Consider the following 14,925-nt stretch of genomic DNA (forward strand, 5'->3'; position numbering starts at 1 on the left):
ATCTCGCCCTTTCGATTTATCATTTCAACGTGTGGTATTCGTAAAGATCGATAAGCTCCTTGTCTGTTAAGCTATCGAAATAGGACTCTGGATATTTAGTCTTGAGATTGATTGCAGCGATAAGCTTCTCGCGTTCTTCGTCGCTCATGCACTCACCCCCATTCGATATAAAACGTGTTCGCCGGCTTTCGCATGTCCGATATATGCCGGGTAATGGACAACTCTTTTCCTATATTCATAAAGACTCAATTCTTCCCCCGTATCTGCTAATAACATGGTTGGGATCATTAGGCGATCTGACTGCGTGATTTTCCCACCTTGCTCACGAAATAGATCGGAGTGAAGACTATATGCTGCAAGAGAGTTTTCAGCTAAGTAAAAGGCAAACCACCCAGATTCCGATGTTTGTATAACAAACAATTTGCCCCTTCCGATGCCGAGTGTGTTTTTTCTCACAAGAGCATCTATAGCCTGCTTGTCCAGGTCTAAAGAATGTAACTTACTGTCATCATCGAGAAGATCGATAAGGTTGTTGCTAAGCGCCCAATAAATGGTGTGGGCTATTAAACTCGAATCTGTTTCAATCGCGAAGTCGAAAATCTCTTTGACAGTTACACTCATGCCTGACCAGCTCTTTCTCCCCAAACAATATCGAAAAGCTTTCCGGTTTCCTTCACATATGCGACTGTGACAGTTCCCGTCGGACCATTACGATGCTTTGCTATGATGATTTCGAGCATGTTTGCATTTTCGGATTCTTTGTCATAGTAGTCATCGCGATAAAGAAAGCCGACTACATCAGCGTCTTGCTCGATATTCCCTGAATCCCTCAAATCGGATAGCAAAGGTCGTTTGTCTTGACGACTTTCTACACCCCGATTGAGTTGAGAAAGGCAAACGACCGGACAATTTAACTCTTTTGCCATCGACTTTAAGTCATAACTGATTTGTCCGACTTGCTGTGTCGTGTTATCACGGGGGTTATCCGGTCTAATTAGCTGCAGATAATCGATAAATATGATTGGTCGCTTGTTCTGATTTGCATGGATAATTTTCCGTGCTTGCGCTTTAATTTGTCCTACGCTAAGAGCACTTCGGTCATCGATATGGATGTCGGCATCCCCTAAAACCCCGATGGATGTCATCCAACCTCTCTTCTGGTTTTGATCGAAGTATTTGTACGGATTCCGCATTTTCAGACGGTTGTAACCGGCTGATGAAGCAATCAATCTTGTCACCATCATTTTTCGGTTCATCTCTAGTGAAAAAATGATTGGCAAGAACCCGGACCATCCTGCACTAAGTGCCAAATGATTTAACGTATCAGTTTTCCCCATCGACGGACGAGCAGCGATAATTGTCATTTCAGTAGGTTGGAAGCCGTTTAGCAGCCTGTCCAAATCCTTAAGGCCTGCTGGTACCCCTACTTCTACCGAGATTGGTTGGAAAGGCATTTCGTAAAGTGCTACCAGGTCGTCTTTGATTGATGTATTAACGTCCTGAGTGTTTTCCGAATGTAGTTCGTCAATAGCCTTTTGAATATCAGGAATGGACCAATTTTCAGTTTGTGCCTGTTGAAGCAGCCTTCCTTTTTCCCTCTCTTTCCAGGCATTCACGACAATTTCTCGATACTCGTCGAACTTAACCGGACTTGCAAAGCTTTGTAGATCTGCTAAATAATTCGCCCCTCCGAATTCAGTCGGTTCCCCTGTCGTCATGATCGTTATGTAATCGACCGGACGGTTCTGAGAAGCTAACGTTTTCATGCCTGAGTAAATGTTTCTGTGTATATGCGAGTCAAAGAAAATCTCTTGAATACCACTTTCCGTAATGAGGTAATTTTCTTTCAGCATGGTTCCTAGCAAGCTTTTTTCTGCAAGTTCAATACCGCTCAATTGAATTCCCCTTTCTCAAAGTCCAGCACGGGTGGTTGATATGTTGTCGATTTCGGAATCGGTTTAGCTGCTGGTGCTTCGTTAAGATAGTTTTCAAAATTAGTAGGATTAAACAAGGTGGACGGTCGCAGGTAGTTATTAAACTGCTGATCGTTCAGCCATTGTTTTGTTTTGACGTCAATAACGTTCTTGAAATCGTCAAGGACGTACCCTTCGTTTAGTCGAGCAATGATGAATTTCGCTGTTGCTTTCGATGTTGCCTTAAACGCCTTTCCGGTTTTCCGGTTTAGGTAATCAATGACCTGAGAGACAACGTCGAGATCGTTCTCGACAATACTTTTCTTAGAACTCTTAATCTCTTTGGTTATTGGTAGGGGCATTTTGCCCTCATCACACGGAGCACTTTGCCCTTCTCCAACAGTGCATTTTGCCTCCATCGACGGTGCATTTTGCCCTGTCGGTAGGTAACACTTGGAATAATTAATTCGATACCATTTTGTTTTGTCCATTTTCATCTTGTTATAGGCTGACGTCGAAATGACGTAACCCTCTTTTTCTAACTTCCGAATAGCTCTTTTAATAGTGTCTACTGACCAAAAGGGAAACTCTTCGTCTTTCCACTCCTCATAGGTCTTATAAATCCATTTATGACCATCTCTGATGTTGTTTGATATAAGTGAGCGGAAATGCAATTGCTGTAGCAATATCGCCTCGTTAAGCCCTACTTGCATAGCCAAAGAAGGCAAAACTTGCAGGGGAGGCTCATTGATTAATAGATTCATTCAAGACCCTCCTATGGTGCTGGTATGACTTTTGTTGATGCAGTCTCACGATGTACGATCAGCCATTTTTCCGTCATCTTTTGGCTGATCAACCAATTCGCCGGATTGAGCCTAAATGATTTGATGTAATTGGATTCGGCGACCGATGATTTACGCCCTCGTTTCAATCGCTTCACCTCCCCACGTAGAAACAAACTGAAGAGCCTCTTGCAATTGGTACTGTTTGATATCCCGATATGAGTCAACTTCGTACTTCTCGCGGATTTCCGAATAGATCGCGTTGAACAATACCGGACGTGCGCCTGATTCGTTTCGAGTTAGCTGATAAATCCGGTCGCTTACAGCGTTGCGAAGCCGTTTCTGTTCGCCCGAATGGAGCGTTACAACTTCTTTGAACTGCTTTTCCAACTCCATCAACCTACTTTCAATTTGGTAGATTTGTTCGTGTGTGGTGGCAGGCGTCATATTGTCGCATGCCTCTGATAAAGCTTGCCGTTGAGATAATTTGTAATAGGTGTCTATGAGCAGTTGATAGGCTTGCCAAGCTTTTTCTGTATTAAGCGACTTAGCGTGCATCCATGCCCCGAGTTCCGTCCATAGATACAGATTGGAAACGTATTTAAGGCTGACGTCATTTTGACGGGATGCCTTAAATTGCTTCAAATCCTCGCCAGTCAAAGCATAGTAATGTTTTCCTATTTCATAGCGTTCTTGATTGCGCTGAAAGTTACGCATAACAATCTTGTCACTGGAATCAAAGGCCGAGGAAAGTTGTTTCGTAGTTAGTACGCGCATATCGTTGTGCTCGATCACTTGAAGTGCTTGCATAATGGAATCTCCTTCCCCTTGACTTTTCTCCTCTGATCACGGATAATCAGAGGAGAACATTTGTTTTATTGTCTGCTCATTCGCATGCCAGTGCGAGTGGGCTTTTTTCTTGTCCGAATAGGGTGACGTCATTTTGACGGAAGGCTGTAATTCGGTGAGTTTCTTTTGGTTTCTGATTCTCAACCTCATTTAGCCATTCATCCGGAATACGTCCGTTCAACAGATGAAGTTCATCTCGGTAAATACTGCATTTGAAAATTACTCCCTCGATCTCTGTTTCGAGTTTAAACACTGCGCGATCCACGTCTGTTTCACCTGTCTTAGTAACATCCATGTTGTCAAAGTTTTTGAGCATGTATTCTGGGGTTACAAGAAATGCTGTTCTGCCTGTGATGCTAATGTTTAGAGAAAAAACTTCCGACTTAGTGTCATCCATAACAGCATCGATTTGTTGTGCCAATTCGACCAATTCATTGATTTGCTCCATAATAATTCTCTCCTTTGATTTTTTATTGATGGAATCCCATCCAGAAGCCCAGGATGCCGTGGGGTGATGAACGAAAGGGGAAATGGGATTTGGCGATGAATTCGTTCACTCCTGGACTTCTGGACGGAATCCGGTTCCGTCCCTAATTCAGTTGGTTTTATCATTATTTTGTGTTAAGATTGCTGTAACGAGATATTTCTTAGCTGGATGACAGGCCAATGTCATTCGGCTTTTTTTATTGCGTTTTTCCATTCATATCCCTCCAAGGTAAAAACTGATAAATCCTCCAACTGCTTTTGTCAGCATCTCTGCTAGTAAATAGATATCGACTCCATTGATAAATGCCAAGCCAACTTCTAACGCCGTTGTATTAGTCATTCTTATCTGTATGACTTGGAGCCATCGGATAAAGTCCTCCGTCGACAGTGTCATTTCGTTGCGTTCGACTTTTGAAATGGTGCTTCTCGATATATTGACTAACGGGGACATTTCCTCTTGTGTTAAGCCAGCGGTTTTGCGCGTTGACCGCAAGAGTTGTCCAACATTCACGCTTATCCCCCCTAAATGTTCAAATTCTGAACATGTTCAAACAATGAACAGTATTTTTATCTAAGACTGGTAAAATAGTTAGTAGAAGATAGATGACTCACTCCTACACGACCACGTTACGAAACCCTTCCAACTTGATATGGTTTTCTACGGATCCTGTCGTTTATGATCTTTAACTCCCCTCCTAGCTTCGCCAGCAGTCCAATACGGAATTTTTCAACATCTGTGGATGGACTGTTGGTAATTGCTTTCATTTCTGCGTTCATTCTTGCAACTAGCTGTCGTCTTTCTTCTTTGTCTTTTGCAAGCATTTTTCTCACCACCTATAATTTTTTATGAGCTGATACGGACCTCATATGGAGCCAGTGCGTCGGTAACTTCTTTCCATAACACACGCAATGTTTTTGTCCCATCCCCCCATGCCTTCAAAAGCTCCAGTGCTGTCTCTGGTTCTGACTTAGCTAATTCCGCTAATTTGACAGGCAAATATGCGTTCATTTCAAGTAATTCTCTTTGAATCACAGGCTTCCCCTCCCTTCTATCCTCCCCCTCTATGAATGTGGTACGATTTTCATAGGAAGGGGGTGATGAAATGTTTAGTTATGACAGCCCTATAGGTAAAATGTTGATTTACTATGACCGTAGCGTTAATAGATTTGCTTTATCGATTAATGGTATTGTTTTTGGCCACTACATAAATGCTGTTGCTGCAGCAGATGATGTTTACATGCAAGTGACCGGTTGCTACGAATGGGATTCTCTTGATTACGACGGGCCAATTGATCTTAGTGAATGGGAAACGATCAACAATTCATCTTTTTGATGTGATGTAAAACCCTGATACAGTCATTCAGCGTATGAAGTAGATCTGTGTTGACTACTTCTTCAGTAGAAATTGCCTTTTCAAGAAAATCGATATATTTCAGAGATACCTCCTCGATTCTCTTTTCAAGTTGCATGTTTTTAGCCGCCGTATCTGCGGTGGCTTCCTTCCTAACGTCTTCCATCCGTCTCACCTCCTATCCGACTTCAGAATGCAACGTTTTGTTGCCTTTGTTTTCAAAAAAAAGCGTCCAATCAACATCCAGGACCTCCCCAATACATTTTGCTACTGGCACACTTGGCGTTCTCTCGCCGTTCTCAATCATACCGTAGTATTGTCTTTTTATATTGGCTGCATCGGCAACATCTTGGTGAGATAGGTTCTTTTTCTTTCTTGGTGTTGCTAGCCATTCTCTCAATTCAAGCACCTCCTTAGCAACGTTTTGTTGCTATCTAATTCTTATTATACGTAACGTTTTGTTTCTGTCAACATATTAATGCAATATTTCGTTGCATTTGATTTCGGCAACTCTTTGTTGCTGTATAATATTGATAATTGTTAAATAGAAGGGGATAAAAAATGAGCTTTCAAGACCGATTGAAAAAACTGAGACTTGAAGCAAAGCTTACTCAACAAGAAGTAGCTGACAAACTAGGAATTACAAGACAAGCTTATGGTTACTATGAAAGTGAAAAATCCAAAAGAGAACCAGACCATGAAGCTACTCAGAAGCTTGCTGAAATATTTAATGTATCAATTGATTACCTACTAGGTTCCACTGATTTAAAAGCAATAGTGGCCGGCCAGGAAATTAGTTTAACTGAAGACGAGTATCGTTTATTCAACGAACTTAAAAAACACCCAATCATGTTTCATGATTTGGCGTCGGATCCGGAGAAGAAAGTGAAGCAACTGATTAAGCTATATAAGATGAAGCAGATGTTGTTGGAAGATGATGAAGAAGATTATGGTGACGGATTTGGAGATTTGGAAGATTAAATTTTTTTGCCTTTGAGTAATAATATACAAAGTAAAAAAGGTATGTGATTTTTGGTTTTTCAGCTACTGCAAAGATTGAAGCCACGGGGTTTTCAGCTTATAAGTAATAATAAACAATATTCGCGGTGCAGATGCCGCGTTTATTTTTACCATGAATCTAGTCGTATTTCACTAAGTGGAGTTCATGAGACAAAAATAACACTTCATTTATAAAACACCCAGAACTATCAAGGCTGTGACAACATGCAACTAAGACAAATACAAACAGACTACTGGGAGGAACGAGCCGAGAAGGTCCTTTCCCATTTTAACTATATATACCCGGATGACATTGACATCTTTCAAATTTGCTGGAGGTATGGAATCAAAGTGCTGCCGTTGGACAAGCCATTTCTTGAAAGCCACGGTCTGGAATTTGAGGATATCGAGGGATTGAAGGCCTACTCTGTGCCCAAGGAGAAAGCTCGTCGAGGAACAATCTACCTTCAAGAGCACCTGCCCCACGTGGAAAGGAAACTACTTGTCGCCGAAGAGTTCTGTCATCTGTATGCACACCACTCCCCTCAACTGTGTGTGGATGAATACGTATTGGCTAAGAATGAGCAGCAAGCGAAAAGGATGGCTGCCTACTTGTTGATGCCACAACGGTTTATCGATAAAGTCTATGACTTTGCAGAAGACGAAGCTGTGACGATCAGCGACATTGCAGACTACTTCATGGTGACTGAAAATTTCGCGCATTATCGATTAGAGTTAATATTCAATCATAAGGTAGATGGCTTCACTGCATTGCGTGGGAAGTTGGGAACGTTGGAGTGGATTTATTAATTGTTATCTATCATAAAATACAATCCTGATTAATAGTTATGGAGTGAGATAAGTGAAAAAATATATGGATTTAACTGATGAGCAAATTGATAATTTGCTTTTGTATCTTGCAAAGGCGAATGGCCCTCAACTAGATATGATTAAAGAGGATTATTCGACATTAAAACCTGGAAAAAATAATGATGAATATAGAAATAATGTTGTGCATGGATTAATGTCAGATGAAATCAATTTTAATTACTTTAGGAGATGGGCTTCGCAGCTATTTCTTCACACAGCTAATTCTATTTTCGTGTATGAACCAAAGAATTTTAATTTGTTAAAAGATATTAGAACAAAGAAGAAGATAGCTGAATTAGAAAAACAACTAAAATTCATATTTGATATAAATCCTTTAAATATCAATTCGTTTGAACTTATAGATATTATGGAAATAACCAGCCAAAATCAGTTGTTATTCTCTTTTATCTGTCCTTCAGTTATAATGAAGAACAATGAAGATGATAACGAACCTGTCTTCGAAAAAGATGTCTTTTTTTCGTACATATGGTTAGACTTTGATTTAGAACAATTGGTAATTTCTATTCCTCCCTATCCAAAAACTTATTCTATTAATGGACATCTAGTTAAACGAAATGAAATTGAAAAAATAGCAGAACAAGTATTAAACCATTTTGGTACACATGTACGTAAAATGGAATACTTACAACAGGATTGGATAGTTAAAGTCCTAAATGAAATCAATGAGGAATATTTCGATCATAATAATCCGCTAATAACTAAGAAACTGGATTCCTTTGTAGCGGATCGGTTAGAATCGGTTATAAAAAATATACTTGAATTTGATGCGAAAATTAACAATGATTTAGCCAGACATCGGGTTAAAAAGAAAGTCACTGAAATAATGGAGAATGAATTGATATTTGGCTATGGACCTATCCCCCGAAAAACGACATTTAGTATATTCCTTCAAGTTGTTGACAGGGGATTAACTCAATTTAGCGCCCATAACGGAGGCCAAGATTTTAACTTTGCTGATTCACGAGAAATTTTAAAGAAAATGATAGAAAATGCCAATATATCCGCTATCGGTCTTAATTTCCATAGCGAAAAGAAAAAAGTCCCATATAAAATTTCCAAATCAGATCAATTCTTTGCGCTAAAAAGATTAAGTATTGGGGCAACTGAAAAGGAGATAGTTGATAATGTATTACTTGAGCTTAATAAATATAAGCAAAGAATTGAATCTGAAAATCCCAGCAATAAAGCTACAGAAAATAAATGATCTTTTATGCCAAATTAATCCTGGCAGTACAGTTTCTCCTTCATATTTATCGCTGCAATCTAATCTCCCTATGGTAGACGTTATAAAAATTCTAACTACCATGTCTCATCGACATGTAATCAATACCCAGTTCATACTAAAATGTCGAAATGAAGATTATGATATGATACACAAATTTGAGTTCAATGATAATGAAAAAATGCTTAAATTCATCAAAGATAATAAAAAGTTCTGTTTAGAGTGTGGTTCTGAACTAAATACAAATGACATTGATGTTTTCTTTATAACAAAGGGTTTAATTAAAGGTGAGGCTCATGAGTGATGCAATAAAGTACAATCAGTTTATCGATAATTCTCCTGACAACAAAATTTGGAGTCCGATTTTAGATGATGAGAAAGAAATGTTTCTAAAGCTAATTGATACAGTGGAAAAATTTATTGATACTGGATCAAAAAAAGAAAAAGGCGATAGTTTAGAAGAGCTTATGACTTATATCTATCAGAGATTTACATTTGTTGATGTGATTAGCAATGAGAGAAAAGGCGATAATCAAATAGACCATATTATTAGATTTATTGATGGAGTAACTCCAACATTCATTCACGAAAATGTTGGATTAACTCTAGTTGGAGAATCAAAAAATCATAAAGATTCTATATCTGTTAGAGAAGTTGCCGATCTAAATGAACTACTGAGATCAAAAAGGTCAAAATTGGGCATCTTCTCATCAATAAAGTCTTTTAGTAAAGGCAGAAACAGTCGATGGGTCAATGCCGAAGGGAAAAGAAGAAAATTGGCATTATCCGGCAATAAAATCATTATTGGCTTCACACTAAATGAATTAAAAACACTTACAACTAATAATTTCTTTACAATGATAAAACAAAAATATCAATGTATTGTCGATGAAGTATTCGATGACAATACTGATGAGGATTGCTATTTACCATATCAGGAACGCTTGCATAGGTCCTTATTTCAATTACATCATTTAGAAATTATCAGTTCTGAAGATTACTCGGAATATAAAAAAGCACTTATTACCAAGTACGGTGACTTAGAAGAAAAATAGATTTTATTTACCTTACTAATTTAGTAAGGTTTATTTTATAACACAAAAAGAACATACATTCCTACGTGTGAAATTTAGGGAGGATGTTAGCAATGAGAGTGGCTATTTATATTCGTGTCTCTACTAAACTTCAAGAGGACCGATACAGTCTTAAAGCTCAAACAATTGAATTAACTAGATACGCCCAATCTCAAAACTGGAATATTGTCGATATTTTTAAAGATGTCGATAGTGGAACGAAATTGGACAAAGACGGATTGGAGGCCATGCTTGATTATGTTGAAGATGGAAAAATCGACGTAGTGCTATGTATTGAACAGGATCGATTATCACGTCTAGACACAATCAAGTGGGAATATCTAAAAGGCGTTCTACGAGACAATCGGGTAAAGATTGCAGAGCCTGGCAACATCGTCGACCTCTCAAACGAGGATGATGAGTTTATTTCTGATTTGAAAAACTTGTTGGCCCAGCGATCAAGACGAGACTTGTTGCGTAAAATGATGCGTGGTAAACGCCAAAAGACTCGAGAAGGCAAAGTATGGGGTAAGCAGCCAGAGGAATATCTCTACAACAAGGAGACGGAAGAAATCGCTGTTAACGAGGAGCGATCTTGGATCATCCCTTTCATCGATTCCCTTTATATCGAAAAGGGACTTGGTGCTAAAGCAATCGCAAAGGAGCTTAACAAGATCAGCAAGACAGCCGAGGGGAAAATGTGGACGAACCAACAGGTGTTAGGTAAGTTGAAGAACCCTGCCTATCACGGCATTCTACAGAAGACCTTCAGCAACGGCGAGACAATTACTGTTCCCGGTGTCTACCCTCCCCTACGATCTGAACTCATGTATGCTCGCATTCAAAATGTCTTAAAGAAAAGATACCGACGCAAACCGGCAGATCATCACTTTCTGCGAGATGTGATAATCATGTGCGCTTCCTGTCAAAAGGAAATAAGTGTTAAAAGGCAATATGCATACAACAGAGATAAAACAAAGAAATACGGCATTTTCCTGTTAACTCATACTAATGAAATAACATATAGCAAATGTAGCGTCAAACCGGTAATCAACGACAAGCGTGTGAAGCAACAGATCTCCAAGGCAGTTAAAGATATCTTAACCGATACGAACAAAATCTCTGAGTATATTGATTCAGATTTTGATGAGACTGAACTAGTTCGTATTGATGCAGACGTAAAAAGGCTGCAAAAATTGGATGCTGATGTTCGTTCCAAAATGGATAAGCTGTTGGATTTGTATTTGGACGACAAGTGGCCAAAAGAAAAACTGGATGAACGGTATCGGATGTTAGAAGAACAATCGAAACGTATTGAAACTGACTTAAAAGAAAGAAACCGTAAACGCGAATTGATTCAAAATGAGAAATTGAATTATGATACAGTCGCAGAGTTTTTTAGCATTGCCAGTCGATTTGAGGAGTTGCTCGAACCAGCTGATCAGCAACGACTCATTGGTAGTCTCTTCCCTACTGCTACATTGGATGCTGAAAATAATATATTTACACTCCATGCCCTATTGCCCCAGCAAGTCACAATTGATGTCAACATCCCTATTGAAACGATGGAGGAAGTGACTGAACGGCAAGTATTGGAGCAAGCAAAAGTCCGTTACATCCAAGCACAACAAATTCTGAACGAACAAAAAGGATTGTCACTCGAAGCGCTTGGGCGCATTATCGGGAGCCAACCATTCACGCTTAAATGGGACCAGGAGCGTTTTGGACCATTCAAGCACTTAGCCCCTAACAAGCAGTCCCTTGCCGTCAGACAACAACATGTAACCCTGCTAAAGGATGAATTGAGAAAGGATCCTGATATCAGCGGTAGGCAATTGGAAAAGAAGACGGGTATCAATCGTAAAATGATTTATAAGCTAATTGAGGAAGAGGGATTGAAGCCATAACATCAAAGCTTCAATCCCTCTTATTATTTTGCCAATTCGTGCAGCAATGCACTAACGTGTTTCTTGGCTGTTTCAATACCTGCTTCTTGTGCACCTATACAAATCGGGCAACCAAATTCACAGAAACAATTTTCTACATGTTTAGCTGCTAGGCTCAGCAACTCCCTCCAACTTTCATACAGCTTCTCACTTAATCCAATGCCTCCCGGATAACTATCGTGGATGAAGATTGTCGGTTTTCCTGTATGAACGGCTTTCACTTGGGGGATAACGTGGATGTCACTCCTATCACATCTGATCATGAGAGGAATTAATGACCTGATGGCATATGCTGCCCCTGTCATCGCGTCAGTTAGGTCGGATTCTTTCCACCCATCCGGCAAGTTGAACGCAAGCCAAGTTGCATTCGTATGCAGTTCTTCGGCTGGCAGGTTTATTGGACCCGAACCAATATTGTCACGTTTATCATGGAGCTTTATCTTTTTGAAAATCGTTGGGATCGCCAAAACAGCAATATCTCCGTACGCTACTTCCGCTTCCCCAATATGGCTGCTTTCATCTTCGCTGATCACTTTTAATTCCACAGCCAAATTGGCGTCCGTATAATAATCGACATCGACTTCCGTTACGTATGCCTTTTTTTCCTCCCAATCTAGCATTTCGACTTGGTATTGTTTGCCTTGATGGATATAGATCGCCTCTTCGTGAAGCAACGTCATTGCACTGTAACGGTCCATTTCCCCTATGACGACAGTTCCTTTAGGAATCGTTTTGTCGATGATGACGACATTTTCTTGGGACGCCGAACGTAGACTGATTTCGCTTGCCGGGAATCTGTCTGTCATCCAATGCCATTTATCGGATGTTTTAACGAGCACCCCTTCGGCCTCAAAAAAGGCGAGCAGCTCTTGGACTTCGAATTCTCCGTATGTTTCTGTCATCGTGAACGGCAACTCAAATGATGCACATTTCAGATGATCCATGAGGATAAGCATATTATCAGGATGAATTCTCGCTTCTTCCGGTGTTTGGCCTAACAAGTATTCAGGATGCTGAATAATGTATTGGTCAAGCGCTATCGATTGTGCGACATAGATGATCAAAGCGTCATCTTGCCTTCTTCCCGCTCTTCCAGCCTGTTGGTAGGCACTCGCGATGTTTCCCGGATAGCCGGTCATGATACAAGCTTGCAGTTGGCCGATATCGATGCCGAGTTCAAGCGCATTCGTGCTCACGACAGTTTTAATCTCCCCGTCGCGCAGCCTTTTTTCAATTTTTCGTCGTTCCGATGGCAAATAGCCGCCTCGGTAGCCCATGATTGTCTGATCGAACAGTTTTTTCTTCGTCAATTCCTTCATATACGTAACAAGCATTTCAACGCGCACTCTGCTCTTCGCAAAGATGATCGTTTGGACCCCTTCCCTGTACAAAAACGACGCAATGTCTCTTACTTCGAGGATTGCGCTTCGCCGGATACCGAACGTTTTATGGACAATGGGTGGATTGTAAAATATGAAATGCTTGACGCCTGAAGGAGCGCCGTTTTTCGATATGAGATGCATCGGTGAGTTCGTCAACGTCTCAGCAAGCTCTTTCGGATTGGCAATCGTCGCTGATGTGCAGATGAAAGTCGGATTGCATCCATAATAATTGCAAATGCGCTTCAGTCTTCTTATCACATGGGCAACGTGGCTCCCGAACACCCCTTTATACGTATGCAATTCATCTATAATGATATACTTCAAGTTTTCGAAGAGGGAAACCCATTTTGTATGGTGAGGCAATATGCCCGAGTGCAGCATATCTGGATTCGTCAAAACGATATGTCCCGATTTACGAACTTTCGTTCTTAACCCTGGTGCCGTATCTCCATCATACGTGTAGCTGAGGATCGTCTCCCCGCTCGCTTCAATCAACTCATGCAAATCCGCCAACTGGTCTTGTGCGAGCGCTTTTGTTGGAAATAAATAAAGCGCACGGGATGAATCGTCCTCCAAAATACTTTGCAGGACGGGCAGATGATAGCATAATGATTTCCCGGAAGCAGTCGGCGTCACAGCTGTTATTGAATTTCCCGACGTCGCATGATCGAACGCCTCTCGTTGATGACTGTATAAGCGTTCAATCCCTTTGTCTGCCAGCGCCTTCACGATGGATGGATGAAGCCGTTCCGGAAATGATGCATATTCGGCAGATTTCCCTTCAATCTTTTCATAATGGCGAACATTGGAGGATAATTCAGGGTCGGATAAGAAGAGATCAACCGTTTCTCGGACGCTTGTCTTCTTCATCCTTGCTCCCCTCCTTTAGATCGCAATTCATCTAAAACTGTTCTCAATGTGTATGTCGCAGAATTGATGGAAAGGATAAAACGTTTCTTTCCTGTTTTCGGGTAAAAAGATTGTACAATGAATTGCTTCATCGATTCGTTCAATGATTCGATCTGATGAAGATGAATGTATTTCGGCCTTTCATTCCGAATTAACATCCTAATTTCCTCGGTCCATTCGTCAAGCAATCTATGATTAATATCTGCATAAGGTTTCACTTCTGTAAAAAAATCGGGCTCCCGATCCTCTTCTCGCATAGCGGGAAGTCTATTCAAGCACTCTTCACATACAGAAAGGAGCCGTTCCGTTTTCTCTAGTAAGGTTAACAAGTTATTTCTTCCTTTCCGAAGTCTTTCCTATAGTCTATCAAAAACTGCACCCAGACACCAAACTTCAACGAACGTGCATTCTTTAATATGGGCTGAACATTAATTTCGCGCAACTTTTAAAGCGATAATCCGTCCAATCATTATGGTATGATAGTTATGCGAGGTGGTAGGAATGACAATTCGATATCCGAACGGAAAAAAATATGTTCCGGCACAACGCTCTGCCCGAGTGAATAAAAAAAATCTATCGTTCAGTAATCGAGGAAAATCATTAGAGGATGAGTTGAACGAAACGAATGAGTATTATTTGGCCAACAATAAAGCGGTCATCCACAAGAAGCCGGTCCCTATCCAAATCGTACACGTAAAATATCCTGCCAGAAGCGCAGCCGTCATAACCGAAGCATATTTCAGATCTCCTTCCACAACCGACTATAATGGCGTTTGGAATGGGAAATATATTGACTTTGAAGCAAAGGAGACGAAAAATACAACTTCGTTTCCGTTGCAAAATATTCATGAGCATCAGGTCGAGCATATGAAAAAAGTGACTGAGCAAGATGGAATCGCGTTTCTATTAGTGAAATTTGCCGTTCTTGATCGCTATTTCATCGTCCCCTACGAGTACTTCGAAAAAAAATGGGAAAGAATGATAGCAGGAGGAAGAAAATCTATTACACTTAACGAAATGGAAGAGATATCCATAGAAATAAAAGCAGGTTTCAATCCACGGCTTGATTATTTGGCCGCCTTGGACACAATTTTGCAAAGACCTGAATAAGAAACAATTGA

Annotated in this window: 21 protein-coding genes; 7 read left to right on the forward strand and 14 right to left on the reverse strand. The window is 40.4% G+C overall.

Annotated elements, in window-relative coordinates; all coding sequences use genetic code 11:
- Positions 1-19: 19 nt before the first annotated feature.
- The 10 genes from AC0L13_RS09695 to AC0L13_RS09740 all read right to left on the reverse strand — a co-directional run bounded on the left by AC0L13_RS09695 (position 20) and on the right by AC0L13_RS09740 (position 5,063).
- On the reverse strand, positions 20-148 hold the full coding sequence (locus tag AC0L13_RS09695) for a BH0509 family protein (protein WP_473646436.1): 129 nt from the start codon (positions 146-148) through the stop codon (positions 20-22).
- Positions 145-621: a hypothetical protein gene (locus AC0L13_RS09700; protein ID WP_473646440.1), complete on the reverse strand. Its 477-nt coding sequence runs from the start codon at positions 619-621 to the stop codon at positions 145-147. Before AC0L13_RS09700 ends, AC0L13_RS09695 begins: the two co-directional genes overlap by 4 nt.
- Positions 618-1,895, reverse strand: a complete 1,278-nt coding sequence (locus tag AC0L13_RS09705) for a replicative DNA helicase (protein WP_473646442.1) — start codon at positions 1,893-1,895, stop codon at positions 618-620. The genes AC0L13_RS09700 and AC0L13_RS09705 overlap by 4 nt, the downstream gene beginning before the upstream one ends.
- Entirely contained in the window at positions 1,892-2,677 is a 786-nt protein-coding gene (locus AC0L13_RS09710) for a conserved phage C-terminal domain-containing protein (RefSeq protein ID WP_473646445.1), read from the reverse strand. The genes AC0L13_RS09705 and AC0L13_RS09710 overlap by 4 nt, the downstream gene beginning before the upstream one ends.
- Positions 2,678-2,688: 11 nt before the next feature.
- Complete coding sequence (locus AC0L13_RS09715) at positions 2,689-2,844, reverse strand: DUF6906 family protein (RefSeq protein ID WP_473646447.1); 156 nt, start codon at positions 2,842-2,844, stop codon at positions 2,689-2,691.
- Entirely contained in the window at positions 2,828-3,505 is a 678-nt protein-coding gene (locus AC0L13_RS09720) for an ORF6N domain-containing protein (RefSeq protein WP_473646450.1), read from the reverse strand. Before AC0L13_RS09720 ends, AC0L13_RS09715 begins: the two co-directional genes overlap by 17 nt.
- A 76-nt stretch (positions 3,506-3,581) precedes the next feature.
- Positions 3,582-3,992, reverse strand: a complete 411-nt coding sequence (locus tag AC0L13_RS09725; protein ID WP_473646453.1) for a hypothetical protein — start codon at positions 3,990-3,992, stop codon at positions 3,582-3,584.
- Between the two features lie 252 nt (positions 3,993-4,244).
- A complete protein-coding gene (locus tag AC0L13_RS09730) occupies positions 4,245-4,541 on the reverse strand; it encodes a helix-turn-helix domain-containing protein (RefSeq protein ID WP_473646456.1) in 297 nt (98 codons plus the stop codon).
- 116 nt (positions 4,542-4,657) lie between these two features.
- A complete protein-coding gene (locus AC0L13_RS09735) occupies positions 4,658-4,852 on the reverse strand; it encodes a hypothetical protein (RefSeq protein WP_473646458.1) in 195 nt (64 codons plus the stop codon).
- Between the two features lie 22 nt (positions 4,853-4,874).
- Positions 4,875-5,063, reverse strand: coding sequence for a hypothetical protein (locus AC0L13_RS09740; protein ID WP_473646460.1), 189 nt, complete (start codon positions 5,061-5,063; stop codon positions 4,875-4,877).
- 70 nt (positions 5,064-5,133) lie between these two features.
- Here AC0L13_RS09740 and AC0L13_RS09745 point away from each other — a divergent pair, with 70 nt between their 5' ends.
- Positions 5,134-5,364 (forward strand): hypothetical protein, encoded by a 231-nt coding sequence (locus tag AC0L13_RS09745; protein WP_473646462.1) that lies wholly within the window; start codon positions 5,134-5,136, stop codon positions 5,362-5,364.
- On the opposite strand, the gene AC0L13_RS09750 is transcribed toward AC0L13_RS09745, so the two are convergent.
- On the reverse strand, positions 5,345-5,548 hold the full coding sequence (locus AC0L13_RS09750; protein ID WP_473646466.1) for a hypothetical protein: 204 nt from the start codon (positions 5,546-5,548) through the stop codon (positions 5,345-5,347). The two genes, AC0L13_RS09745 and AC0L13_RS09750, sit on opposite strands and share 20 nt — an antisense overlap.
- A 12-nt stretch (positions 5,549-5,560) precedes the next feature.
- Positions 5,561-5,791, reverse strand: a complete 231-nt coding sequence (locus tag AC0L13_RS09755) for a helix-turn-helix transcriptional regulator (RefSeq protein WP_473646468.1) — start codon at positions 5,789-5,791, stop codon at positions 5,561-5,563.
- A gap of 152 nt (positions 5,792-5,943) precedes the next feature.
- On the opposite strand from AC0L13_RS09755, the gene AC0L13_RS09760 reads away from it, so the two are divergent.
- The 5 genes from AC0L13_RS09760 to AC0L13_RS09780 all read left to right on the forward strand — a co-directional run bounded on the left by AC0L13_RS09760 (position 5,944) and on the right by AC0L13_RS09780 (position 11,474).
- Positions 5,944-6,363: a helix-turn-helix domain-containing protein gene (locus AC0L13_RS09760; RefSeq protein WP_473646471.1), complete on the forward strand. Its 420-nt coding sequence runs from the start codon at positions 5,944-5,946 to the stop codon at positions 6,361-6,363.
- Positions 6,364-6,606: 243 nt separating this feature from the next.
- Positions 6,607-7,191 (forward strand): ImmA/IrrE family metallo-endopeptidase, encoded by a 585-nt coding sequence (locus tag AC0L13_RS09765; RefSeq protein WP_473646473.1) that lies wholly within the window; start codon positions 6,607-6,609, stop codon positions 7,189-7,191.
- A gap of 52 nt (positions 7,192-7,243) precedes the next feature.
- Positions 7,244-8,476 carry a hypothetical protein gene (locus AC0L13_RS09770; protein ID WP_473646475.1) on the forward strand — a complete coding sequence of 411 codons (1,233 nt, stop codon included), beginning with the start codon at positions 7,244-7,246 and terminating at the stop codon, positions 8,474-8,476.
- 314 nt (positions 8,477-8,790) lie between these two features.
- Positions 8,791-9,549, forward strand: a complete 759-nt coding sequence (locus AC0L13_RS09775; RefSeq protein WP_473646478.1) for a restriction endonuclease — start codon at positions 8,791-8,793, stop codon at positions 9,547-9,549.
- A gap of 92 nt (positions 9,550-9,641) precedes the next feature.
- A complete protein-coding gene (locus AC0L13_RS09780) occupies positions 9,642-11,474 on the forward strand; it encodes a recombinase family protein (RefSeq protein WP_473646481.1) in 1,833 nt (610 codons plus the stop codon).
- 23 nt (positions 11,475-11,497) lie between these two features.
- Here AC0L13_RS09780 and AC0L13_RS09785 read toward each other — a convergent pair whose 3' ends face one another.
- The gene (locus AC0L13_RS09785) at positions 11,498-13,765 is read right to left on the reverse strand and encodes a DEAD/DEAH box helicase (RefSeq protein WP_473646484.1); all 2,268 of its coding nucleotides are present in this window, start codon (positions 13,763-13,765) and stop codon (positions 11,498-11,500) included.
- Positions 13,762-14,133, reverse strand: coding sequence for a YppE family protein (locus AC0L13_RS09790; protein ID WP_473646486.1), 372 nt, complete (start codon positions 14,131-14,133; stop codon positions 13,762-13,764). The genes AC0L13_RS09785 and AC0L13_RS09790 overlap by 4 nt, the downstream gene beginning before the upstream one ends.
- A 172-nt stretch (positions 14,134-14,305) precedes the next feature.
- Here AC0L13_RS09790 and recU point away from each other — a divergent pair, with 172 nt between their 5' ends.
- Entirely contained in the window at positions 14,306-14,914 is a 609-nt protein-coding gene (recU, locus tag AC0L13_RS09795; RefSeq protein ID WP_473646489.1) for a Holliday junction resolvase RecU, read from the forward strand.
- Positions 14,915-14,925 lie beyond the last annotated feature (11 nt).

This window comes from Sporosarcina sp. QA0331, from assembly GCF_055808055.1.

What these genes read in the sequence shown, in the direction of transcription:
- AC0L13_RS09725 (WP_473646453.1), bottom strand. Translation starts at nt 3,992, where the DNA reads ATGGAGCAAATCAATGAATTGGTCGAATTGGCACAACAAATCGATGCT.
- AC0L13_RS09735 (WP_473646458.1), bottom strand. Translation starts at nt 4,852, where the DNA reads ATGCTTGCAAAAGACAAAGAAGAAAGACGACAGCTAGTTGCAAGAATG.
- AC0L13_RS09720 (WP_473646450.1), bottom strand. Translation starts at nt 3,505, where the DNA reads ATGCAAGCACTTCAAGTGATCGAGCACAACGATATGCGCGTACTAACT.
- AC0L13_RS09775 (WP_473646478.1), top strand. Translation starts at nt 8,791, where the DNA reads ATGAGTGATGCAATAAAGTACAATCAGTTTATCGATAATTCTCCTGAC.
- recU (WP_473646489.1), top strand. Translation starts at nt 14,306, where the DNA reads ATGACAATTCGATATCCGAACGGAAAAAAATATGTTCCGGCACAACGC.
- AC0L13_RS09765 (WP_473646473.1), top strand. Translation starts at nt 6,607, where the DNA reads ATGCAACTAAGACAAATACAAACAGACTACTGGGAGGAACGAGCCGAG.
- AC0L13_RS09695 (WP_473646436.1), bottom strand. Translation starts at nt 148, where the DNA reads ATGAGCGACGAAGAACGCGAGAAGCTTATCGCTGCAATCAATCTCAAG.
- AC0L13_RS09785 (WP_473646484.1), bottom strand. Translation starts at nt 13,765, where the DNA reads ATGAAGAAGACAAGCGTCCGAGAAACGGTTGATCTCTTCTTATCCGAC.
- AC0L13_RS09710 (WP_473646445.1), bottom strand. Translation starts at nt 2,677, where the DNA reads ATGAATCTATTAATCAATGAGCCTCCCCTGCAAGTTTTGCCTTCTTTG.
- AC0L13_RS09750 (WP_473646466.1), bottom strand. Translation starts at nt 5,548, where the DNA reads ATGGAAGACGTTAGGAAGGAAGCCACCGCAGATACGGCGGCTAAAAAC.
- AC0L13_RS09700 (WP_473646440.1), bottom strand. Translation starts at nt 621, where the DNA reads ATGAGTGTAACTGTCAAAGAGATTTTCGACTTCGCGATTGAAACAGAT.
- AC0L13_RS09760 (WP_473646471.1), top strand. Translation starts at nt 5,944, where the DNA reads ATGAGCTTTCAAGACCGATTGAAAAAACTGAGACTTGAAGCAAAGCTT.
- AC0L13_RS09780 (WP_473646481.1), top strand. Translation starts at nt 9,642, where the DNA reads ATGAGAGTGGCTATTTATATTCGTGTCTCTACTAAACTTCAAGAGGAC.
- AC0L13_RS09745 (WP_473646462.1), top strand. Translation starts at nt 5,134, where the DNA reads ATGTTTAGTTATGACAGCCCTATAGGTAAAATGTTGATTTACTATGAC.